The sequence below is a fragment of the Shinella yambaruensis genome (genome assembly GCF_022899355.1).
GTDB classification, from domain to species: Bacteria; Pseudomonadota; Alphaproteobacteria; order Rhizobiales; family Rhizobiaceae; genus Shinella; species Shinella yambaruensis.
In genome coordinates this window covers 385795-408502 of record NZ_JALJCK010000006.1, presented here as the reverse complement: position 1 = coordinate 408502, position 22708 = coordinate 385795, and the positions used below count along the sequence as shown (strand labels likewise).

General features: G+C 65.3%; 22 protein-coding genes. 3 read left to right on the top strand and 19 right to left on the bottom strand.

Annotated elements, in window-relative coordinates:
* Positions 1–288 precede the first annotated feature (288 nt).
* The 3 genes from MUU56_RS17075 (at position 289) to MUU56_RS17065 (ending at position 5841) form a co-directional block, all read left to right on the top strand.
* Positions 289–1494 carry an efflux RND transporter periplasmic adaptor subunit gene (locus tag MUU56_RS17075; protein ID WP_398433102.1) on the top strand — a complete coding sequence of 402 codons (1206 nt, stop codon included), beginning with the start codon at positions 289–291 and terminating at the stop codon, positions 1492–1494.
* A gap of 202 nt (positions 1495–1696) precedes the next feature.
* The gene (locus MUU56_RS17070) at positions 1697–5008 is read left to right on the top strand and encodes an efflux RND transporter permease subunit (protein WP_244768475.1); all 3312 of its coding nucleotides are present in this window, start codon (positions 1697–1699) and stop codon (positions 5006–5008) included.
* 149 nt (positions 5009–5157) lie between these two features.
* Positions 5158–5841 (top strand): Crp/Fnr family transcriptional regulator, encoded by a 684-nt coding sequence (locus tag MUU56_RS17065; protein WP_244768474.1) that lies wholly within the window; start codon positions 5158–5160, stop codon positions 5839–5841.
* Between the two features lie 21 nt (positions 5842–5862).
* Here MUU56_RS17065 and ureG read toward each other — a convergent pair whose 3' ends face one another.
* The 19 genes from ureG to MUU56_RS16970 form a co-directional block, all read right to left on the bottom strand.
* Positions 5863–6474, bottom strand: a complete 612-nt coding sequence (gene ureG / locus MUU56_RS17060; RefSeq protein WP_050744079.1) for an urease accessory protein UreG — start codon at positions 6472–6474, stop codon at positions 5863–5865.
* A gap of 94 nt (positions 6475–6568) precedes the next feature.
* Positions 6569–7240: an urease accessory protein UreF gene (locus MUU56_RS17055; protein ID WP_244768473.1), complete on the bottom strand. Its 672-nt coding sequence runs from the start codon at positions 7238–7240 to the stop codon at positions 6569–6571.
* On the bottom strand, positions 7233–7703 hold the full coding sequence (gene ureE / locus MUU56_RS17050) for an urease accessory protein UreE (protein WP_244768472.1): 471 nt from the start codon (positions 7701–7703) through the stop codon (positions 7233–7235). Before ureE ends, MUU56_RS17055 begins: the two co-directional genes overlap by 8 nt.
* 108 nt (positions 7704–7811) lie before the next feature.
* The gene (locus MUU56_RS17045) at positions 7812–8645 is read right to left on the bottom strand and encodes a GGDEF domain-containing protein (RefSeq protein WP_244768471.1); all 834 of its coding nucleotides are present in this window, start codon (positions 8643–8645) and stop codon (positions 7812–7814) included.
* Between the two features lie 137 nt (positions 8646–8782).
* Entirely contained in the window at positions 8783–10489 is a 1707-nt protein-coding gene (ureC, locus tag MUU56_RS17040; RefSeq protein ID WP_244768470.1) for an urease subunit alpha, read from the bottom strand.
* A gap of 124 nt (positions 10490–10613) precedes the next feature.
* Positions 10614–11240, bottom strand: coding sequence for a Urease operon accessory protein (locus MUU56_RS17035; protein WP_280531097.1), 627 nt, complete (start codon positions 11238–11240; stop codon positions 10614–10616).
* 5 nt (positions 11241–11245) lie between these two features.
* Positions 11246–11677, bottom strand: a complete 432-nt coding sequence (locus MUU56_RS17030) for a lysozyme inhibitor LprI family protein (RefSeq protein ID WP_398433118.1) — start codon at positions 11675–11677, stop codon at positions 11246–11248.
* Positions 11678–11681: 4 nt separating this feature from the next.
* A complete protein-coding gene (locus tag MUU56_RS17025) occupies positions 11682–11987 on the bottom strand; it encodes an urease subunit beta (RefSeq protein ID WP_244768468.1) in 306 nt (101 codons plus the stop codon).
* A gap of 10 nt (positions 11988–11997) precedes the next feature.
* Positions 11998–12252, bottom strand: a complete 255-nt coding sequence (locus tag MUU56_RS17020; protein WP_244768467.1) for a DUF1272 domain-containing protein — start codon at positions 12250–12252, stop codon at positions 11998–12000.
* A 4-nt stretch (positions 12253–12256) separates the two neighbouring features.
* A complete protein-coding gene (locus MUU56_RS17015) occupies positions 12257–12559 on the bottom strand; it encodes an urease subunit gamma (protein ID WP_064331014.1) in 303 nt (100 codons plus the stop codon).
* A gap of 97 nt (positions 12560–12656) precedes the next feature.
* Positions 12657–13502, bottom strand: a complete 846-nt coding sequence (locus MUU56_RS17010) for an urease accessory protein UreD (RefSeq protein ID WP_244768466.1) — start codon at positions 13500–13502, stop codon at positions 12657–12659.
* A 209-nt stretch (positions 13503–13711) separates the two neighbouring features.
* Positions 13712–14830 (bottom strand): branched-chain amino acid ABC transporter substrate-binding protein, encoded by a 1119-nt coding sequence (locus tag MUU56_RS17005; RefSeq protein ID WP_244768465.1) that lies wholly within the window; start codon positions 14828–14830, stop codon positions 13712–13714.
* A 112-nt stretch (positions 14831–14942) separates the two neighbouring features.
* A complete protein-coding gene (locus MUU56_RS17000; protein WP_244768464.1) occupies positions 14943–15287 on the bottom strand; it encodes a DUF6867 family protein in 345 nt (114 codons plus the stop codon).
* A gap of 106 nt (positions 15288–15393) precedes the next feature.
* Positions 15394–16119: an ABC transporter ATP-binding protein gene (locus MUU56_RS16995; protein ID WP_398433110.1), complete on the bottom strand. Its 726-nt coding sequence runs from the start codon at positions 16117–16119 to the stop codon at positions 15394–15396.
* Positions 16119–17027 (bottom strand): ABC transporter ATP-binding protein, encoded by a 909-nt coding sequence (locus tag MUU56_RS16990; RefSeq protein ID WP_244768463.1) that lies wholly within the window; start codon positions 17025–17027, stop codon positions 16119–16121. The genes MUU56_RS16995 and MUU56_RS16990 overlap by 1 nt, the downstream gene beginning before the upstream one ends.
* Positions 17027–18415: a high-affinity branched-chain amino acid ABC transporter permease LivM gene (livM, locus tag MUU56_RS16985; protein WP_244768462.1), complete on the bottom strand. Its 1389-nt coding sequence runs from the start codon at positions 18413–18415 to the stop codon at positions 17027–17029. Before livM ends, MUU56_RS16990 begins: the two co-directional genes overlap by 1 nt.
* A 3-nt stretch (positions 18416–18418) precedes the next feature.
* Positions 18419–19321, bottom strand: a complete 903-nt coding sequence (locus tag MUU56_RS16980) for a branched-chain amino acid ABC transporter permease (RefSeq protein ID WP_244768461.1) — start codon at positions 19319–19321, stop codon at positions 18419–18421.
* Positions 19322–19604: 283 nt separating this feature from the next.
* Positions 19605–22031 (bottom strand): GcvT family protein, encoded by a 2427-nt coding sequence (locus MUU56_RS16975; RefSeq protein WP_244768460.1) that lies wholly within the window; start codon positions 22029–22031, stop codon positions 19605–19607.
* Positions 22032–22153: 122 nt separating this feature from the next.
* A complete protein-coding gene (locus MUU56_RS16970) occupies positions 22154–22708 on the bottom strand; it encodes a sarcosine oxidase subunit gamma (RefSeq protein WP_244768459.1) in 555 nt (184 codons plus the stop codon).

Genomic DNA, 22708 nt, shown 5'->3' with positions numbered 1-22708 from the left:
CTCAGGCCCCGCATGTTTCGTTTCGAGGGCCGCAAGATCGCGGCCCGGTTGCGACAGTCCGTCGCGATTGCCATCGAAATGCCAAACGCATAAAATAATGAGGCACCATTTCGTTGCCTCTTGCAAGGACAGGGCGCGCCGACTACATAGACCGCACAGCGGGAGCGTGGAGGAGCCGGGGAGCCGTTCCGTGTCCGCCATATTGCTAGGAAATAGGGTCCGGCAAGAACCTCAAGAACAGCGCCCGGGCCGAGATCATAAAGTCATGCTTTTGGGAAAGTTCGGCCTATGGCTTCTGGACGCAGGAAAGTTCTCTCTTTTTCCGTCGCGACATTCTTGACGGTGACGCCGCTTTTCGCTCTTGCCGCCGATCCGGCGGAGGGCGAGGCCGACAAGCAGCAGGCGCAAAACCTCCCGGCAATCGTCGTCACCGCCGCTGAAACGCGCACGCTGGTCGATCGCGTGGTTGCGACCGGCTCGGTCCAGGCGGTTGAAGACGTCTATGTCACCCCGCTCGTCGAAGGCCTCTCCATCCGCACGCTTGCCGCCGATGTCGGCGACCGGGTCGAGGCGGGCGGCACGCTCGCCACGCTGAACGACGATGCGCTGGTGCTGCAGAAGAGCCAGACCGAAGCCTCGCTTGCCAAGGCGAATGCCGCCCTCGCCCAGATTGAGGCCCAGCTCGTCGAGGCCAAGGCCAATGCCGATGAGGCCGTGCGCGTCCGCGACCGGGCGCAGCGGCTCGTCAAGTCCGGCTCGCAGTCGCAGGCCGCCGCCGACCAGGCCGTTGCCGCCGCGGATGCGGCGCTCGCCCGCGTCAATTCCGCCGAGCAGGCGATCGCCGTTTCGCAGGCCGACATCAAGGTCGCCCAGTCGCAGATCGACGACATCGACCTGAAGCTTGCCCGCACTGCGGTGAAGTCGCCGGTCGCCGGCATCGTCTCGGCCCGCACGGCCAAGATCGGCGCGATCGCGAGCGGCGCGGCCGCACCGCTCTTCACCGTCATTCGCGACGGCGAGATCGAGCTGAAGGCCGACGTCTCCGAGGACGGCATCCTCAAGCTCGCCCCGGACCAGAAGGCGACCGTCACGCTCGCCGGCGGGGCCGCCACGCTTACCGGCACGATCCGCCTCGTCGAGCCGACGCTCGACCCGCAAAGCCGCCTCGGCCGCGTCTATATCCGCTTCGACGAACCCGGCAAGGCACGCGCCGGCATGTTCGCCAGCGCGCAAATCGTCGTCGAGGAAAAGGAAGGCGTCGTGCTGCCGCTCTCCGCCGTCACGACTGCGGGCGGCAAGACGGTCGCCCGCAAGGTCGAGGGCGGCGTGGTCAAGCTGGTGCCGGTCGAAACCGGCATCCAGGACGGCCAGGTGATCGAGATCGTCAGCGGCCTTGCGGCCGGCGACGAGGTGGTCGCCAAGGCCGGTGCCTATGTCCGCGAGGGCGACCGCATCAATCCGGTGCATGCCGTGCAGGCCTCGGCGACGAAATGACAGGAGGGCTCCGCTGCGGCGGGGCCGCTTCCGCGCAAGGCGGGAGGCAATGCCGGGCTGGGGCGCCCGGTCGCATGGCGGGCGATCCGGGATTGGGCTGGATGCCTGGAGCAGGATCGGCAAGGGCGCAGCTTGGCTTGCGCCGCGGAACTGCGCCGAAACATACGGAAACGTCTGGTCTCTTATCGAGGACTTTGGGGACATGAATTTTTCAGCTTGGTCCATTCGCAATCCGATTGCGCCGCTGCTCGCATTTTTCCTGCTGATGTATGTCGGCATCCAATCCTTCTACGCCCTGCCGATCACGCGCTTTCCCAATATCGACGTCCCTCTCATCGCCATCAGCGTGGAGCAGAGCGGCGCCGCCCCGGCCGAGTTGGAGGTCCAGGTCACCAAGGAGATCGAGGACGCGGTCGCCGGCATCGAGGGCGTCGACCACATCATGTCGACGGTCACGGACGGCAGTTCCGTCACCTCCGTGCTTTTCGAGATCGAGAAGCCGACCAACCAGGCGCTGCAGGACGTCAAGGACGCGATCGACCGTATCCGCAGCGACCTGCCGGCCTCCGTGGAGGAACCGGTCGTCACCAAGATCGACGTGGAAGGCCAGGCGATCCAGACCTTCGCCGTCTCCTCGCCCAACATGACGCTCGAGGAGCTCTCCTGGTTCGTCGATGACAAGGTCAAGCGCGCCCTGCAGGGCCGGCCGGGCATCGGCAAGATCGACCGCTTCGGCGGCGCCGACCGCGAGGTGCGCATCGACCTCAATCCGGGCAAGCTCGATTCCTTCGGCATTTCCGCCGCCGACGTGAACCGGCAGATCCGCAGCATGAATGCCGATGTCGGTTCGGGCCGCGGCCAGGTCGCCGGCGCGGAGCAGGCGATCCGCACGCTCGGCGACGCCCGCTCCGTCGAAAAGCTCGAAAGCACGATGATCGCCCTGCCGAACGGCCGCTTCGTGCGGCTTTCCGAGCTTGGCACGGTCACCGACACCTACGAGGAGCCGCGCTCCTTCTCGCGCTTCAACGGCAACCCGGTCGTCACCTTCGCCGTCTTCCGCTCCAAGGGCGCCAGCGAAGTGACGGTCGCCGAATCCGTCGCGACATCGCTCGATACGGTGCGCAAGCAATATCCGGATGTCTCGATCGAACTGGTCGACGATGCCGTCTACTTCACCTACGGCAATTATGAAGCGGCCCTGCACACGCTGCTGGAGGGCGCCTTGCTCGCCGTCGCCGTCGTGCTGCTCTTCCTGCGCAACTGGCGGGCGACGCTGATTTCGGCCGTCGCCCTGCCGCTTTCGGCGATCCCCACCTTCTTCGTCATGGACATGCTCGGCTTCTCGCTGAACCTCGTCTCGTTCCTGGCGCTGACGCTGGCGACCGGCATCCTCGTCGACGACGCGATCGTGGAGATCGAGAACATTGCCCGGCATATCCGCATGGGCAAGACGCCCTACCGGGCCGCGATCGAGGCCGCCGACGAGATCGGCCTCGCCGTCATCGCGACGACCTTCACCATCATCGCGGTCTTCGTGCCGGTCTCCTTCATGCCGGGCATTCCGGGCCAGTATTTCATCCAGTTCGGCCTGACGGTCGCGGTGGCCGTGTTCTTCTCCCTTGCGGTGGCGCGCCTCATCACGCCTGTCATGGCGGCCTATCTCATGCGCTCCGGCGATGCGGACGGCCATGGCGAGGAGAAGGAAGGCGCCTTCATGCGCTTCTATACCTGGCTCATCGGCAAGACGACGGGCACCTGGTATGCGCGCTATGCGACGCTCTTTGCCGCCATCGCCTTCCTCATCGGCTCGGTGATGCTGCTTTCCACCGTGCCCGGCAGCTTCCTGCCACCGGAAGACGCGTCCCGCATCGTGCTGTCCGTCGAGCTGCCGCCGGATGCGATGCTGGAGGATACCGACCGCACCACCACGCAGATCTATGAACGGATCAAGGACATCGACGGCGTGGAAAGCGTCTTCGTGCTCGGCGGCTCCTCGCCGAAGGGCGACCTCGAACTGCGCCGCGCCTCGGTGACCGTCATCCTCGACAAGCTGGAGCATTCGCTCACCCACAAGCTGGTGAACGACGTGCTCGGCCGGATCCCCGTCATCGGCGCCTATCTGCCGAAGATGGAGGCGAAGGGCCGCCTGCGTCCGCAATGGGATATCGAGCGGGAGCTCTTCGCCGACCTGCGCGACATTCCGGATGTGCGCGTCATCAAGCTCAACGACCGCGGCGAGCGGGACCTTGCCTTCAACCTCCTGTCCAATAACGAGGCGGACCTCGCCAACACCGTCGCCGTGCTGGAATCGAAGCTGCGCGCCGATCCGGTTCTGGCAAATGTCAGCTCCGAAGGCTCACTGCCGCGGCCGGAACTGCAGATCCGTCCGCGCGACGACCAGATGGCCCGCCTCGGCATCACCACGGCGCAAATCTCGGAGATCGTGCGGGTCGCCACCATCGGCGACATCGATTCCCAGCTCAGCAAGGTCTCGCTGGACGACCGCCTGATCCCGATCCGCGTGCAGGTCGACCGCGACTTCCGCGCCGATCTCTCGGCCATCCGCAACCTGAAGATCCAGACGGCGGCCGGCCAGTTCGTGCCGCTGTCGAGCGTCGCCGACATCGATTATTCGGAAGGTCCGAGCTCGGTGAAGCGACACAACCGCAACCGCGTCGTCTCGATCGGTTCGGACCTCAAGCAGGGCGTTGCGCTGGACACGGCGACCGCCCGCTTCAAGGAGATCGCGAACAGCATCGACATGCCGCCCACCGTGCAGTTCACCGAAAGCGGCGACGCCGAAGTGCAGACGGAAATGCAGCAGTCCTTCGCCAATGCCATGCTGCTCGGCCTGCTGCTCGTGCTGATGGTGCTGATCCTGCTCTTCAAGGATGTGATCCAGCCGTTCACGATCCTCCTGTCGCTACCGCTCGCGATCGGCGGCGTGGCGGCCGGGCTGATCCTGACGCAGAACGCGCTGTCCATGCCCGTCCTCATCGGCATCCTCATGCTGATGGGCATCGTGACGAAGAACGCCATCCTGCTCGTCGACTTCGCCATCGAGATGATGCACCACGGCATGGAGCGGGTGCATGCGATGATCGAGGCCGGCCGCAAGCGCGCCCGCCCCATCGTCATGACCTCCATCGCCATGTCGGCGGGCATGCTGCCCTCGGCGCTCGGCGTCGGCGAAGGCGGCTCCTTCCGCTCGCCCATGGCGATCGCCGTCATCGGCGGCATCATCGTCTCGACGGTGCTCTCGCTCGTCGTCGTGCCGTCCTTCTTCCTCATCATGGACGACCTTTCCCGCCTGCTCGCCTGGACGTTCGGCCGCTTCGTCGGCAAGAAGGACAATGAGTTGCTGGCGATGGAGCCGGAAGCGCTGACCCGCCTTGCCGACCAGACGAGCCGCGATGTCGCCGATCTCGAAAAGCGCATCGAGACGCTCGAGAAGAAAAACGGCGAGCGAAAGCCGTTCAGCGTCGTGCACCACTCGCCCTTGGCCGCGGAATAGCCGCCGGACGAAACAAACGGCCGGCTCGACACCTGTCGAGCCGGCCGTTTTCGCGTTCATTGATCGAAATCAAATAAGACTTCCCCTTCCTCGACTATCGTTCTCCCATCGAAGACCGATGATGCCTGCGGGAGCATGGAGTGAGATCGATGAACAGGCTGATGAAACCCGGTGCCCGGGAACGGGAAACCCTGCTGAATTCCGGCCTCCTGTCCGCCCTTGGCGTGGAGAGCGTGGCGGCGATGATGGAGATAGCGGCCATCGGCAACCTGCCGGCGCGCCAGATGCTGTTTCGCGAGGGTGAGCCGGCGGACATGCTGCATTCCGTTCTCTCCGGCTATGTGCGCGTCTACAAGCTGGACCCGGACGGCCGGGAGGCGGATGTGGAGCTCTACGGTCCCGGCGACCTGATCGGCGCCAGCGTCGTGCTCGACGGCGGCCGCTACGGGGCGACCGCACAGGCGGCCGAGCCCTCCCTCATCGCCCGTTTCGACCTGAAGCGCGTGCGCGACATCGCCGGGCGGCGGCCGGACCTGGCGATGGCGCTCGCCAACGCGCTCTCCGGCCAGTTGGCGCGGGCCTTCGCCAGCCTTGCCGACGATCGCCTGCACACCGCACCGCAGCGCGTGGCGCGCTATCTGCTCGCCCAGTGCCCGGCGGAAGACAAGGCCACCAGCTTCCGCCTGCCCTACCAGAAGAGCCTGCTTGCCGGAAAGCTGGGACTGGCGCCCGAGGCACTGTCACGCGCCTTCTCCATGCTGCGGGGCCACAGCGTCAATGTCCGCGGCCGCCTCGTCCATATCGGCGACCCGGAGGCCCTGCGCCGGATCTGACGTACCCTCGCCGGGGCGGGATCAGAGCCCGCCCTCGACACGCAGGAAGTCGACGATGCGTCCGACGCCCTCCCCCCGCTTCATATCGGAAAAGACGAAGGGCCTAGCGGCCCGCATGCGTTCGGCATCGCGCTGCATGACATCGAGATCGGCCCCGACATGGGGGGCGAGGTCCTTCTTGTTGATGACCAGCAGGTCCGAGCGCGTGATGCCCGGCCCGCCCTTGCGCGGGATTTCCTCCCCCTGGCAGACCGAGATGACATAGATCGTCAGGTCCGCGAGGTCCGGCGAGAAGGTGGCGGCCAGATTGTCGCCGCCCGATTCGATGAAGACAACATCCAGATCGGGGAAACGCCGGTTGAGGTCGGCAATGGCCTGGAGATTGATCGAGGCGTCCTCGCGGATCGCCGTGTGCGGGCAGCCGCCCGTCTCCACGCCGACGATGCGGTCCGAGGAGAGCGCCTGCATGCGCACCAGCGCCTCGGCGTCCTCCTTCGTGTAGATGTCGTTGGTGACGACCGCGACGGAAAAATGCTCGCGCATCGCCTTGCAGAGCTTTTCGGTGAGCGCCGTCTTGCCCGAGCCGACGGGGCCGCCGATACCGACGCGCAGGGGACCGTTCTTTGATGTCATGGGAAGCCTCCGAAAGATCCGGGATGACCGGCTTGGAACGCAACCACCCCTTTATTGGAAATCTGCGCCGCGTTGCACGCAGCCGCAAGCGCCGTCATGAGCGGAACAGCCGCGTCGCCAGCGTCTCGTGCCGCAGGCTGGCGATATCCGCCCGGATGGCGGCCGAACCGAGATCGTCGAGCATCGAGCGGGCCGCGGCGGTGGCGAGCGTGAGGATCTGCCCTTCCAGCTCCGCCAGCAGCGCCACGCCGTCCCGCTGGCCGATGACGCCGCAGCGGATGGCGACCGAGACGAGGTTCGAGGCAACGGCGTGCAGATAGGCGGCGAGCGCCGCCTCGGCCGCAATGCCGTGGCCGCCCGAAACGGCGCCGACGGCCACCGGATAGGCGGCTGCGCTGCCGAGCGCCGCCAGCACCGGATGCGGCCAGCTCGCCGCGGCGGCGAGGAAGGCCTCGCCCTGCAGCATGGTTTCGCGATGCCGCTCCGCCGAGCCCGACAGCGCCGCCGCGAGTTCAGCGACCGCCGCCAGCCGCGCCGCATCCCCGCAGGCCCGATGTGCCTCGGCAAAAAGCACCGCGTCGTTCCAGAGATTGCCATGCGCAAGAAGGCTCGAAAGCCAGGCGCCAAGGGTCTGAGCATCCTCGATATCCCCGTCGCTCACCACCTGTTCCAGGCCGCCGGAATAGGAGAAGGCGCCGATCGGAAAGGCTGGCGAGAGCCAGGTCATCAGGCGCACCAGGGCCGCGGGCGACGCCGTGTCAGCCATGGCCGTGATGGTGATGGCCGTGTCCCGTGCCGTGATAGGCGCCACGCAGCGGATGGAAGGGTTCGACGACATCCCGCACCGCGGCGCCGAGCCCGGTCAGCATGTCCCGGATGACATGGTCGCGCAGGATGAGGATGCGGGCATCCTCGATCTGTGCCGGCAAGTGCCGGTTGCCGAGGTGCCAGGCAAGCTCGACGAGATGCAGGCGATCCTTCGGCGTCACCTCATGGAGCTCCTCCTCGGCGGCGATGACCTCGATCACCTCGCCCGCTTCGGTGAGCAGGAGGTCGCCATGGGCAAGCTGCACCGGCTCCTTGAGATCGAGCATCACGACATCGTCGCTGCGCATGTGCAGGAGCTTGCGGCGCACATGGCGCTGGTCGTGTGCCAGAACGACGGCATCGATGGGCGTGCGGGTTCCGCCGGTTCCGCGCGGCAGGATTTCCGTGGAGCGATAGGGCAAGAGGCGGCCTCTGGTCTCGGTGGATCAAGTCCCGCCGACAAAAGCATGTTTGTCCCGTGAAGGAAACCGCCGAAGCACCGCCCTACGTCATTTGACGTAGGGGCGCCATCAGCGCCGGCGTCCGCCGGCCGCGACACGGCGGCTCGGCTCCAGCAGCCCCTCGCCCTCGTCCTCATGGATCGTCCGGTCGCGGCCGAGCGACTTGGCGAGATAGAGCGCCCGGTCCGCCGCCTCGAAGACCGCCTCGAACCGACGGCCCACGGGCCGATCGGCAATACCGGCCGACAGCGTGACGCCGATCGGCCCCCTGTCGGTCTCGACCCGGCGCGCGGCCACGGAACGGCGTGCCTCCTCCACCAGAAGGCTGCAATCCCCGCGATCGTCGTTCTCGATGAAGACGGCAAACTCCTCGCCGCCGAAACGCCCGACGAGATGCGGGGATGCGAACACCCGCTCCAGCTCCTCCGCGATGGCGACGATGACAGCGTCCCCCACCGCATGGCCATGCGTATCGTTGACGAGCTTGAACCGGTCGACATCGAACAGCACGAAGAAACCGTTAACCCTTTTCTCCGCCATGTCCTCGACGAAGGCCCGCCGGTTGAGGAGGCCCGAAAGCGAATCCAGCCGGCTGAGCCGCTCGAACTCGGCGCGCGACAGCGCCATTCCGTGGATCGCTATTCCCAGGAGCCAGGCAATCAGGGCCGATACGCTCGCCGCGATCAGCACCGCTGTGGACGTGCCGAAACCGAGGGCGGAGGCAAAGGGATAGGGGAGAAGGTGAAAATTCGCGAGGATGGCCGCGACCATCAGATACGCCGCGGTGGCGAGCGTGATGGCCACCAGCACGGTGTTCAGCACGAACATCGAAATATCGGCCCGCGTCTGGAAGACACCCGCCTCCCACTGGGCCCTCAGCCAAAGGGCCAGCCTGCCACGCATAAAACTCTCCACAATGAACAAGGAGACCCTACGGCACTTTCTTTCAGATTCAGCTAATGCCTTCGCTAGAAGTTTAACTGTCCCGTTTTGAAACTTCCGTTAAGGGATTTGCGGAAAGACGCGTGGCGGGCGGCGGCCTAGAAAAGGAAGTAGCGCTGCGCCATGGGCAGCACGGTCGCGGGCTCGCAGGTCAGCAGTTCGCCGTGCGCCCGCACCTCGTAGGTCTCCGGGTCCACCTCGATATGCGGCGTCAGGTCGTTCAGCACCATCGAAGCCTTGGAGATGGCCCGGGTGTTGCGCACCGGCAGGAGCTGCTTGGCGACGCCGAGCCGCTCGCGCAGGCCGAGATCGATCGCCGCCTGCGAGACGAAGGTGACGGAGGAATTGGTGCGCATCTTGCCGAAGGCGCCGAACATCGGGCGATAGTGCACCGGCTGCGGTGTAGGGATCGAGGCGTTCGGGTCGCCCATCGGCGCCATGGCGATCACCCCGCCGAGCAGCACCATGTCCGGCTTCACGCCGAAGAAGGCCGGGTTCCACAGCACAAGGTCCGCCCGCTTGCCGACCTCGATCGAGCCGATCTCGTGGCTGAGGCCATGGGCGATCGCCGGGTTGATCGTGTATTTCGCGATATAGCGGCGGATGCGCAGGTTGTCGTTCTCGCCCGTCTCGCCGGCAAGGCGGCCGCGCTGGCGCTTCATCTTGTCGGCGGTCTGCCAGGTGCGGATCGCCACTTCCCCGACGCGGCCCATCGCCTGGCTGTCGGACGAGATGATCGAGAAGGCGCCGATATCGTGCAGAATGTCCTCCGCCGCGATCGTCTCCTTGCGGATGCGGCTCTCGGCAAAGGCGATGTCTTCCGGGATCGACGCCGACAGGTGATGGCAGACCATCAGCATGTCGAGATGCTCGGCGATCGTGTTGACCGTGTAGGGCCGCGTCGGATTGGTCGAGGACGGGATGACATTGGCATGGCCGCAGACCTTGATGATATCCGGCGCATGCCCGCCGCCTGCCCCCTCGGTGTGGAAGGCATGGATGGTGCGGCCCCTGATGGCGGCCATCGTGTCCTCGACGAAGCCGCTTTCGTTCAGCGTGTCCGTATGGATCATCACCTGCACGTCGTAATCGTCCGCGACGGAAAGGCAGCAGTCGATCGCCGCCGGCGTCGTGCCCCAATCCTCGTGCAGTTTCAGCGCAGAGGCCCCGGCCTTCACCATTTCCTCGATGGCCGCCGGCAGCGAGGCATTGCCCTTGCCGGCGAGCGCCAGGTTCATCGGAAAGGCATCGAAGCTCTCGATCATGCGCTCGATATGCCAGGCGCCGGTGCAGGTGGTGGCAAGCGTGCCATGCGCCGGGCCGGTGCCGCCGCCGAGCATCATGGTGATGCCGCTCGCCAGCGCTTCCTCGATCTGCTGCGGGCAGATATAGTGGATATGGGCATCCATGCCGCCCGCCGTGAGGATCTTGCCCTCGCCCGCGATCACCTCCGTCGAGGGACCGACGATGATGGTGACGCCGGGCTGTGTATCCGGGTTGCCCGCCTTGCCGAGGGCGGCGATGCGACCGTCCTTGAGGCCCACATCGGCCTTGAAGATGCCGGTATGGTCGATGACCAGCGCATTGGTGATGACCGTATCGACGGCCCCTTCGGCACGCGTCGCCTGGCTCTGGCCCATGCCGTCGCGGATGACCTTGCCGCCGCCGAACTTCACCTCGTCGCCATAGGTGGTGAAGTCCTTCTCCACCTCGGCGAAGAGCTCGGTATCGGCAAGGCGCACCCTGTCGCCGACGGTCGGGCCGAACATGTTGGCATAGGCGGCGCGGGACATTCTGTAGGACATGGTCAGCTTCCCCGGGAGGCAGGAGTCTTGTTCAGATGGTCTGGAGCCTTGCCGGCCGGGGCGACATCGCTCCGGCGTCGGACAATGCGATAAAAACCCTCGGGCATTTCCCGCGAACCGGAGTTCACCGGGCATGCTCCAGGCGATCGAGACGGCCGGCGGCGACCTGGGCATCCACCCAGCGCCGTTCCGCGGCAAAGGGGTGCCACTGCCAGCCCTCATGACCGAAACCGGCGATGGAGACGCGCCCGCCCGCCTTCGCGGCGGTGTCGAGCACATGGGCAATGACGATCAGCCCGGAGCTCGGCACCACATAGGGCGGCGGATCGAAAGCGGCCAGGGCGGCATCGAGCGCGTGATGCACCGCGGCCGGGACCACAGCGAGTCGCCGGCCGGTGGCGCGCGCGAACGTCTCGAAGCCGAGCGTGTAGTCGTCACAGAAATCGTCGAGATCGGGATGGCGTGCGGCAAGCGCCGGGCGCATGGCGGCGAACACCTCCGCCGTCCTCACGCACCAGATCTCGCGCGCCTGCCGCACGGCGGCGCTCGTCTTCCACCGTCCGCCGCCGAGCATCGCCAGGGCCGGGCGACCGGTGTTGCAGACGGCGACGATGTCGGTCCTTTCACCGCCACGCCCGATGGAGCGGCAGTCGTTGAAGCGGATCACGACATCGGCGGCATCGATAGCTTCCGCGACCCCTTCGGGCACGGGACCGTTTCCGACGATGATGATCCTGCGTGACACAGCCAGCCTCCTCAGTTTCCGGAGATGGCGGAGACGGCCTTCAGTTCGGCCGTGCGCTTGCGCGTCAGATCGGCAAGGCAGCCGGAGACCAGCATCGGCTCCATCGAGCCGCCGCGCGCCTCGAAGCCGGCCAGTTCGCACTGGCCATCCCGGTAGCCGATCCAGGCGCGCTGGGCGCGCTTCAGCGCGTCGGCGGCGCCGACATAGTGCTCGCCCATCTCCCCGGCCTGTTCGTCCATCTCGCGCGCCGCGGCCATGGCCGCCTTGTAGGCGGCATTCAGTTCACCGTCGGCAGCCTGGTAGTCGCGGTCGGCGCAGATGTTCATCTCGATCTGCACCTGGGCGTTTTCGCAATCGACCTCAGGCTCGCCATCCTGCGCGGCGGCCAGCGGGGCGGAAAGCAGAAGAAACGTCGCGGCGAGCATGAGGCGGGAACGCGTCATCATGTCAGAGCTTCCCCATAACGTTCTGGCGGAAACCGTAGATTTCGCGCTTGCCGGCAAAGGGGATGAGATGGACCGTGCGGGTCTGCCCCGGCTCGAAGCGCACCGCCGTGCCGGCAGGAATATCGAGGCGCAGGCCCCGCGTCTTCTCCCGGTCGAAGGCGAGGCCCGGATTGGTCTCGTAGAAATGGTAGTGGCTGCCGACCTGGATCGGCCTGTCACCGGTATTGGAAACGTCAAGGGTGGTGACCGGCAGGCCGGCATTGAGTTCGATATCGCCTGGAGCGGCAATGACTTCACCGGGGATCATGGTGCCTTCCTCATGCTGCCGCGGCCGATCCGCAGCCTTCGGCTTTCAGGACCCGCCTGGTGGATGCCGGATATTTTGCGAGCAGCGCCGCGGGCCGGACCGGCCGGCGCACGAATTCACCGCCGCAATTCGGGCAGCTGCCGCCCAGGACGCCCGCCACGCAATCGGCGCAGAAGGTGCATTCGAACGTGCAGATCATCGCCTCCTTGCTTTCCGGCGGCAGGTCGCGGTCGCAGCATTCGCAGTTCGGTCGAAGGTCCAGCATGGTCTCACCTGATCGGTTCGTGCACGGTCACGAGCTTCGTGCCGTCGGGAAAGGTCGCCTCGACCTGAATGTCGTGGATCATCTCGGGAATGCCCTCCATCACCTGGTCGCGCGTCAGCACATGGGCACCCGCCTCCATCAGTTCGGCGACGGCGCGGCCGTCACGCGCGCCCTCGACGACGAAATCGGTGATCAGCGCGATCGCCTCGGGATGGTTGAGCTTCACGCCGCGCTCCAGCCGCTTGCGCGCCACGATCGCCGCCATGGCAATCAGCAGTTTGTCCTTTTCGCGGGGGGTCAGGTTCATGGGCGGTCCATCGCTTGATTCCTATCGTGCGATACTAAGCAGGGGTTTTGCGCGCACGACATACGCAAAACAGGAACCCGGCGCGAAACCGCGCGGATCAGAGAGTCCAGACTTTCGGTACGCCCGCGCCGCCACGCAAGTGCGAAATGATCGGGATGAGCTTTTTTCTCAGCGCAAAGCCGTCGGGCGCGACGAGGCGCAGGACGAGCTTGTCCTGCCACTGGCTGACGCCACCCTCCCCGTCCGCCAGCAGCCGGCGCAGCGGCTCCACATGCGCCTCGGCAGCGCGGCCGCAAAAGAGCACGGTGGCAAAGGCACGGGCGCCGGCCAGCACCGCCGCCTCGACCGCCAGCGCCGCGACGCTGCCGGCAAGCGCCGTTTCCTCCGCATGGATCAGCCGTCCGGCGCGGCGGATGCGCCAGCGATCGCGGAAAAGGCCCGTCTCCATGCGCTCGCCCATCGCCTTGCGGCCGAGGAGGATGGCCTCGACCGCAAGGAACGTGGCGTCTCCGGCAAGGTCCACCTCCAACCGGCGCTCGAGCGCAGCCTGGTCGAAAAGAATTGTCTCCTGCGGCAGCCAGTCGACCCGCGCGCCCGCGCCGACGGCAATGCGGGTCTCAACCGTCGCCGTGGAGGCCTGCGCCTTGTAGGCCCGCTCGCAGGCCTGTGTCGTCGCCGTCAGGCGCGTTCCGCCACGGGCCTCGAGCTCCCAAGCGATGCGGTCCCCGCCAGTGAGCCCGCCGGCCGTGTTGATCAGCACCGCCTCCATCGTGCCGTCGAAGGTCTTCGGCAGGCGGATCTTGGCGCAGCCCTCCTGGAAGAGCACGTCGAGCCGCGTGCCGGCGGCGGAGGCCTTCGCGGCAAGCCGCCCATGCCCGCGCGCGCGCTGAAGGCGCCCGGAAGGCGCCTCCTCTTCATGACCAGATTTCGCATAGACGTTCATGACAGTCAGTACCGGATGTCGGGACATGGGGAGGCAGCGCCCGATCCCCTTTGCTGCAGGTTCCACCAGGGCGCCTTGCCGCGCAAGTCCCCAGCCGGGGCCACGCCGCCGCCGCGCCCCGTCGGCGACAAAAAAGCCCGGCGCGAAGGCCGGGCTTAAGGTCAGGCGGCCGGGCGGCGTGCAATGCGCCGCCCGTTCCGGCAGAACGACTACTCGTTCTGCACGTAGGTGTACTTGCCGTCTTCACCCTTCTTCCAGGTGTAGAGGACGTAGTCCGGACGGGTGATGTCGCCCTTTTCGTCGAAGCCGAGTTCGCCGATGGCGGTCTGGAACGGGCCCTTGGACTTGATGGCTTCGGCAATGGCCTGCGGGTCTACGCCGCCGGCAGCCTTGGCACCTTCAGCGATAACCTGAACGGCTGCGTAAGCATAGAGCGTGTAGGCTTCCGGCTCGAAGCCGGCAGCGCGGAACTTCTCGACGAGGTCCTTGGCGGCCGGGTTCTTGCGCGGATCCGGAGCGAAGGTCATCAGCGTGCCGTCGACGGCGTCGCCGGCGATCGAGGCCAGTTCGTTCGAGACGATACCGTCGCCCGAGATGAACTGGGCCTTCAGGCCCTGGTCGGCGGCCTGACGCTCGATGAGGCCGAACTCGGTGTGCAGACCGCCCCAATAGACGACCGTTACGCCGGCTTCCTTCATCTTGGCGATGAGAGCGGAGAAGTCCTTGTCGCCGACATTGACGCCTTCGTAGATGGCTTCGGTGATGCCGGCTTCGTTCGTCGCCTTCTTGGTTTCGTCGGCAAGGCCCTGGCCGTACGGCGTCTTGTCATGCAGGACGGCAACCTTGGCGTCCTTGAAGTTCGCCGCGATGAAGGCGCCGGCAACGGCACCCTGCTGGTCGTCACGACCGCACACGCGGAACGTATTCCACAGGCCGCGCTCCGTGTAGGTCGGGTTGGTCGAGGCCGGGGAGACCTGCAGCACGCCGTTTTCGGCATAGATTTCCGAAGCCGGGATGGAGACGCCCGAGTTGAAGTGGCCAACCACGAACTTCACGCCGTCGGCAACGAACTTGTTGGCGACCGAAACGCCCTGCTTCGGGTCGGAAACGTCGTCGCCGAGCACGATCTTGACCTGCTCGCCATTGATGCCGCCGGCTGCGTTGATGTCGGCAGCAGCCTGCTCGGCACCCTTCTGGAGCTGCGCGCCGAAGGCGGCGTTCGGACCGGTCAGCGGGCCGCCGACGCCGATCAGGATGTCGGCCCAGGCGCTGCCGCTGAAGGCGACCATTGCAGCCAAAGCAACAGCCGACATGAGAGACTTCTTCATATTGTTACTCCCAAATTTAAAAGCGGGCTCGTTTCAACCGGTCGCAACACCCGCATCATTGCGCCGATATCGTTATACCGCGACCGGAGGCCGGCCGCGGGCTTCCCTCTGGCTATTTGGCTTTCCAGGAAAAGGGCGATGCCTTTTCATAGAGCCAGTAGTAGTTGTTGGTCATCTGCCGCGTGCGGTAGTAGCGGTAGCCGAGCGTAGCAAACAACAAAAGCACGACCGTGTCCACGACATAGTATTGCACCGTCAGCATGGTGCCGTGGAACAGCGCGTGGTGAACGAAACGGATCGCCCCGCCGAGCAGAAGCACGTAGATGACCAGCGTGGCGTAGCTCTGCCAGTTCTCGGCAACGCTCTTGCCGGTGCGCCAGGCCGTCCAGCCGCCCATGATGACGGTGATGAACAGGAACTGCCAGATCGACGGTTCTTCGTAGAGAATTCCTTGCATAACACATACTCCCCTTACAGCACCGCGCGTCGTTCAGGATGCGCGACGGTCGCCGTAAATCCCAGGATCGGCGCAGGATCCTTGCGGGTCCTGCGCGGGACCATCCTCAGTGCCGGCCGCCTTCGAGATAGGCGGCACGCACTTCCGGATTGGCCAGAAGTTCCTTGCCTGAACCGCTCATCGTCACTTGCCCGTTGACCATCACATAGGCCCGGTCGGAGAGTTTGAGTGCGGCGAAGGCGTTCTGCTCGACGAGGAACACGGTGAGGCCCTCGTTCTGGTTGAGCTTCTTGATCGCGTCGAAGATGCCCTTGACGATCAGCGGCGCAAGGCCGAGCGAGGGTTCGTCGAGCAGCAGGAGCTTCGGACGCGCCATCAGCGCGCGGCCGATGGAGAGCATCTGCTGCTCGCCGCCCGAAAGCGTGCCGCCGCGCTGGCTCTGGCGCTCCTTGAGGCGCGGGAAGAGCGTGAAGATCTTTTCCACGTCCTCGTTGAAATACTTCAGATTGTCGAGGCTCGCGCCCATCTGGAGATTTTCATAGACTGTCATGCGCGGGAAGATGCGGCGTCCTTCCGGCGACTGCGCGATGCGGCGGCGGGCGATGAGATGCGTCGGCAGGCGGGTGATGTCCTCGCCGTCGAAGGTGACGGTGCCCGTACGGGCCTGCGGGCTGCCACAGATCGTCATCATCAGGGTCGACTTGCCGGCGCCGTTCGCGCCGATCAGCGAGACGATCTCGCCCTTCTTCACCTCGACATCGACCCCGGCCAGCGCGCGGATATTGCCGTAATAGGTCTGCACGCCCTGAACGCTGAGAAGTGTATCGCTCATCAGTGCGATCCTCCTTCAGTGCCTTCGCTCTCCGCGATCACCTCGATTTCCTCGATCACCTCTTCGACCTCATCATCTTCAACGCCGAGATAGGCCGCGATAACCTTCGGATCGTTCTTCACATGGTCCGGCGTGCCGTCCGAGATCTTCTGCCCGTATTCGAGCACGACCACATGGTCGGAGATCTCCATCACCACCGACATGTCGTGCTCGATGAGCAGGATCGACGTGCCGCTGTCCTTGCGGATGGAGCGCAGGAGTTCGTTGAGCGCCAGCGATTCGCGCGGGTTGAGGCCCGCCGCCGGTTCGTCGAGGCACAGGAATTCCGGCCCCGTGCACATGGCGCGGGCGATTTCGAGACGCCGCTGCGCGCCATAGGGCAGGTCGCCGGCCGGGTCGTCCGCGCGCTCGATGAGATGCGCCTTTTCCAGCCAGTGCTTGGCGATCTCGATCGATTCCGCCGAGGCGTGCTTGTAGGCCGGCAAGCCGAGCAGGCCGAGGATCGTATAGCCGGAGGCCTTCATCAGCATGTTGTGCTGGGCGACGAGCAGGTTTTCCAGGACCGTCAGGCCCGAGAAGAGCCGGATGTTCTGGAAGGTGCGCGCCACCTTCGCGTCACGGGTGATCTCGAAGTCGGCCATGCGTTCCAGAAGGAACTCCTTGCCCGCCTTCTGGCGCATGGTGATCATGCCCATGGTCGGCTTGTAGAAGCCGGTGACGCAGTTGAAGACCGTGGTCTTGCCGGCGCCGTTCGGGCCGATGAGGGCCGTGATCTCGCCGCGCTGCGCTTCGAAGGACAGATCGTTGATGGCCATGAGGCCACCGAAGCGCATCGACAGATGCTCGACCTTGAGGATGGGATCGTTCGTCATCGTGTTCGTCGCTACCGTGTTCGCACCGAGGGCCATCAGCCGTGCCCTTCCTTGGTGAAGTTGCCGGAGACCGCCTTGCGCTCCCTGAGGAAGGCGGTCGGCTCACGGCTTCCGACGAAGCCGCGCGGCTTCCAGACCATGACGGTGACCATGGCAAGGCCGAAGATCAGCATGCGGTAGAGTTCCGGGGTGAAGTCGGGCCCGAAGATCTGCTTCAGGAAGGTCATCTCGCGCAAGAGCTCGGTGCCGCCGACCATCACGGCCGCCGCGACGGCGATGCCGACGAGCGAGCCCATGCCGCCGAGGACCACGATGGCGAGGATGATCGCCGATTCGAGGAAGACGAAGCTTTCCGGCGAGACGAAGCCCTGGCGCACGGCGAAGAAGGAGCCGGCGAAGCCGCCGAACATCGCGCCGATGGAGAAGGCCGTCAGCTTGGTCGTCACCGTGTTGATGCCGAGCGAACGGCAGGCGATCTCGTCCTCGCGCAGCGCTTCCCAGGCGCGGCCGATCGGCATGCGGCGCAAGCGGATCGTCACATAGGCGGTGAGCAGCGCCAGCGCCAGGATGAGATAGAAGAGGAAGATCTTGTAGTAGGCCGAGGACATCGGCAGGTCGAAGGCCTTGGCGAAGTTGTTCGGCGCGCTGACGTCGAACGACCAGATGCCGAAGACGGACGCCTTGGGAATGCCGGAGACGCCGAAGGTGCCGCGGGTGACTTCCGTCCAGTTGATCAGCACGAGACGGATGATCTCACCGAAGGCCAGCGTCACGATGGCGAGATAGTCGCCCTTCAGGCGCAGCACCGGGAAGCCGAGGATCATGCCCCAGAAGGCGGCAAGGATGCCGGCGAGCGGCAGCAGGATCCAGAAGGAGAAGCCGAACTGCTGCGAAAGGAGCGCATAGGAATAGGCGCCGACCGCATAGAAGGCGACGTAGCCGAGGTCGAGCAGGCCGGCAAGGCCGACGACGATGTTCAGGCCCCAGGCCAGCATCACGTAGATGAGGATCTGGATGCCGAAATTGTCGACCCACTTCAGCGAGCCCTGCACGCCGAAGAGCATGACCATGATCGGCGGGTAGAAGATCAGCGCGACGATGGCGATCTTGCTGAAATTGCGCTTGAAGAAGCTTTCCTCGCCTTCCGCCGGCTTGGCCGCGGCGGCCGCCTTGCGGGCGGCAAGCCAGGGCCGCAGATAGGCGACGGAGAGGAAGCGGCCGACCGCGGCGACGATCACGAAGATCGCGAGCAGTCCCCAGCGCTGGTTCAGCACGAGCTCGTTGCGGATGTTCTGCGTGGTCTCGAGACCGACGAAGAGGACGAAGAGGCCGAGCGAGACGAGGCCGGCGAAAAAGCCCTCGCGCAGAGCCTGCGCCGTCAGGTTCCCGCCGGCGCGCTCATGAGTGTTCGAAATGTTGGACATGGATCAAACCTTCTCGACTTCCGGTCGTCCGAGAATGCCGGACGGCTTGAAGATCAGGACGATGGCGAGGATGGAGAACGTCGCGACGTCCTTGTAGTCGATGGTGAAGTAGGCGGACCAAAGGCTCTCGATGAGGCCGATGAGCAAACCACCGAGCACGGCGCCCGGAAGCGAGCCGATACCGCCGAGAACCGCAGCCGTGAAGGCCTTGACGCCCGGAATGAAGCCGTCGGTGAAGACGGTCACGCCATAATACATCAGGTACATGGTGCCGGCGACGGCGGCGAGAGAGGCACCCATGATGAAGGTCACCGAGATCGTCCGGTCGACGTCGATGCCGAGCAGCGCCGCCATCTTGCGATCCTGTTCCGTCGCGCGCTGGGCGCGGCCGAGCGAGGTCTTGTTGACGATGTACCAGAAGGTCGTCAGCAGGATGACCGTCAGGAGCATGATGATCAGCTGTTTCAACGAGATCGAGATGCCGAAGACGTTGTAGACCGATGACACCAGCGGCGGGATCGGCTTGTTGCGCGGACCCTGCGTGACCTGGATGAAGTTCGACAGCGCGATCGACATGCCGATTGCGGTGATCAGCGGCGCCAGGCGGAACGAGCCGCGCAAGGGCCGGTAGGCCACCTTCTCGATCGTCCAGTTCCACAGCGATGCGGTGAGCATGGCCGCGGCGATCATGACCAGCAGCAGGAGGACGACCGGAAGGCCGACGAACACGCTGGTGAGGACGAGGAAGATGATGAGAGCGGCGAATCCACCCAGCATAAAGATATCGCCGTGGGCGAAATTGATCATGCCGATGATGCCGTAAACCATGGTGTAGCCGATGGCTATCAAACCATAAATAGATCCAAGCGTCAGCCCATTGACGAGCTGCTGGACGAAATATTCCATTTGCTATCCCCCGGATGCGGTTCCTGAGGGCCGCATCTCTTGTTCTTGCCGCTCTTTTTCGAGCTTGTTAGACAGTCGGGATTCCATACCGCTTTCGATACAAAAGGGAAGCCCAAAAAGCCGGGATCGACAATTTCTTTAGCAAGGACGGTTAAATGGCGCATTTGACGCCACGCAAATCAAAAAATCGGCAGGAAAATCGGCGCTTTTGCCCAGAAAGATGCACGAAAGTCACAAACGGCGATGCCCCGATCCGGAGCACCGCCCAACGGGCCGGGACAAATCAGCCGCGCATGCGCGCACCGGACGGATCGAACAGCGGCTCGGCCTGCAGGCGCGCCGGCAGCATCTCGCCGAGAAGCTCGATCGACCAGCCGGTTTCGACATCGGCGATCTCCTTCGGCACATAGCCGACCGCGACCGAAAGGCCGGCGGCATGGGCATAGCCCCCCGAGGTCACCCAGCCGCGCACCGCTCCGTCGAGATAGATCGGCTCGTCGCCGATGACGTCGGCGTCCTTTGCCGCGACGACGAAGGTGCGCAGCCGCAGCGCGCCGCCCGTTTCCCGTTCGGCCCTTGCCGCTTCCCTGCCGATGAAGTCGGCCGCCTTGCCGACCGCCACGAATCGCTCCAGCCCCGCCTCGACCGGACCATAGAGCGGGCGATATTCGCGCGACCAGCTGCCGTAGGACTTTTCGAGGCGCAGGGCATTGAGCGCCCTGAGGCCGAACAGGCGGATGCCGAATTCGGCCCCGGCTTCGAGGATGAGGTCGTAGAGATAGCGCTGGTACTGCGGCTTCATCCAGATCTCGTAGCCGAGATCGCCCGTATAGCTGACGCGCCCGACGATGGCCGGCGCCATGCCGAGATCCATCCGGCGTACCGCCATGAAGGGGAAGGCCTCGGTCGAAACATCCCGGTGCGTCAGCTTCGCCAGCACCTCGCGCGCCTTCGGCCCCGCGATGGCAAGGCCGACGAGGGAGAGGTTCAGCGCCTCCAGCGTGACGGAACCATCCCGCGGCAGGTGCGTCTCGAACCAGCGCATATGGTAGTCCTCGGCGATGCCCGAGCCGATCAGCAGGAAGTCCCCCTCGCCGAGCTTGGCGAGCGTGAAATCGCCGATGAGCTTTCCGTCGTCCTTCAGCATGGGCGCAAGCGTCATGCGCCCCGGTTCCGGCAGCCGGCAGGCGAGCAGCCGGTCGAGCCAGGCCGCCGCGCCCCTGCCCCTCACCGCATATTTCGCAAAGCCCGAGGTCTCCATCAGGCCGACGCCCTCGCGCACCGCGCGGGCTTCCGCGCCGACGGTCTCGAAATCCGTCGAGCGGCGCCAGGAGAACCGGTCCTCCACGCCATCAGGCGCGAACCACAGCGGCTGCTCAAGACCGTAGGACGCCCCGAAGACGGCACCGGCCGCCTTCAGCCTGTCGTAGATCGGCGTCGTCTGCAGCGGCCGGCCTGCCGGCAGCTCCTCGTTGGGATAGCGGATGGAGAAGCGGCGCGAGTAGTTTTCCCGCACCTTGGCATTGGTGTAGGCGAGCGTCGCGTAGTCGCCGTAGCGCGCGACATCCATGGCGAAGACGTCGAAGCCGGGATCGCCGTCGATCATCCAGTTGGCAAGCGCCAGGCCCACGCCGCCGCCCTGGCTGAAGCCGGCCATGACGGCGCAGGCGGACCAGAAGTTCGTCATGCCGCGCACGGGCCCGACGAGCGGGTTGCCGTCCGGCGAGAAGGTGAAGGGACCGTTGATGATCTTCCTGATACCGGCCCTGTTGAAGGCCGGGAAGTGCCGGAAGCCGACCTCCAGCTCCGGGGTGATTCGCGCAATGTCCTCTTCCAGCAGTTCATGGCCGAAATCCCACGGCGTGGTGAGCGGCGACCAGGGCCGGCAGGCCTTTTCATAGGTGCCCATCAGCATGCCGTTGCGCTCCTGGCGCAGATAGATCTCCCCGTCGAAGTCGACGCAGTGCATCAGCTCCTTGCCATGCGTCCGGTTGAATTCGATGACCTCGGGCATGTCCTCGGTGATGAGATACATGTGCTCCATGGCAAGGACAGGCAGTTCGAGGCCGACCATGCGGCCGATCTCGCGCGCCCAGAGGCCGCCGCAATTGACGACATGCTCGGCGACGATCTCGCCCTTGTCGGTGATGATGCGCCAGCTGCCGTCCTCGCGCTGCACGAGGTCTTCCACCTTGGTGTGGAGATAGATCTCCGCGCCGTTCCTCTTTGCCGACTTGGCATAGGCATGCGTCGTGCCATAGGGATCGAGATGGCCCTCGACGGGATCGAACACCGCGCCGACGAACTGGTCGGGATCGAGCAGCGGCATCAGGTCGTGCGCCTCCTTCGGCGTGAGGAGATGCGCATCGAGGCCCATATAGCGCCCCTTGGCGAGGATCGACTTCATCCAGTCGAAGCGATCCTTGGTGGATGCCAGCATCATGCCCGAGGTCATGTGCAGGCCGATATCCTGGCCGGAATAGTCCTGGATCTCTTTATAGAGCTCCACGGTGTATTTCTGCAGCTTGGCGACGTTCGGATCGCCGTTGATCGTGTGCATGCCGCCGGCCGCATGCCAGGTCGAGCCGGAGGTCAGCTCCGAGCGCTCGACGAGCACGACTTCGGTCCAGCCGAATTTCGTGAGGTGATAGAGGACGGAGCAGCCGACGACGCCGCCCCCGATAACGACGACCCTTGCATGGCTCTTCATGAAAACTCCGGCTTTTCCGGGTTGAAGGGAATTCTATGCGGCGCGGAATGCAGCCTATTGGGTTCCCCCGACGCCCGGCAAGCCCGAGGTGCGAAGCGCCATGTCGCTCCGGATGGTTTTTGTCAGCGGGTGGCGAAATCGACAGAGAGATCATGGCTGCGCGCCATGACCTTGAGATCGGCGACCAGCGCCTCGGCAAAGCTGCGCATCACCACGAGATCGAAGCGGTCGATGCCGGTGCGGGCGAGATTGACCGAAAGATGGTTGCACAGCATGGTCGCCGCACGCCCGACGGCAAAGGCCTCGGGATGAAGATCGACGGCGATGCCGTTCGCGAGGATGCGCGCCGCGTCGGGGCCGGACAGCGTCAGCGCGACGCGGCCATGGCTCTGGTCGACCACAAAGGCGAAGGCGCCGAGCCGGATGGCCAGTTCGGCGACGAGCGTTTCGGGCGCATGCACCTCCGACAGCACCAGCCATTCGCCCGGGCCGCAGAAGCGGGCCTCGAACGCGCCGTCCGCGACGAGAATGCCGGCTGCTTCGGCGCCATGGCCGGGCGCCGCCAGCACCACGGCAATGGCCGTCGCGCGGTGGACGGCGAGGTGGTTGGCCCGCTGGCCGGGGACCGCCCCGATCGTGCCGTCCAGCACATGCACTGCCTGATAGTCGTAAGCCAT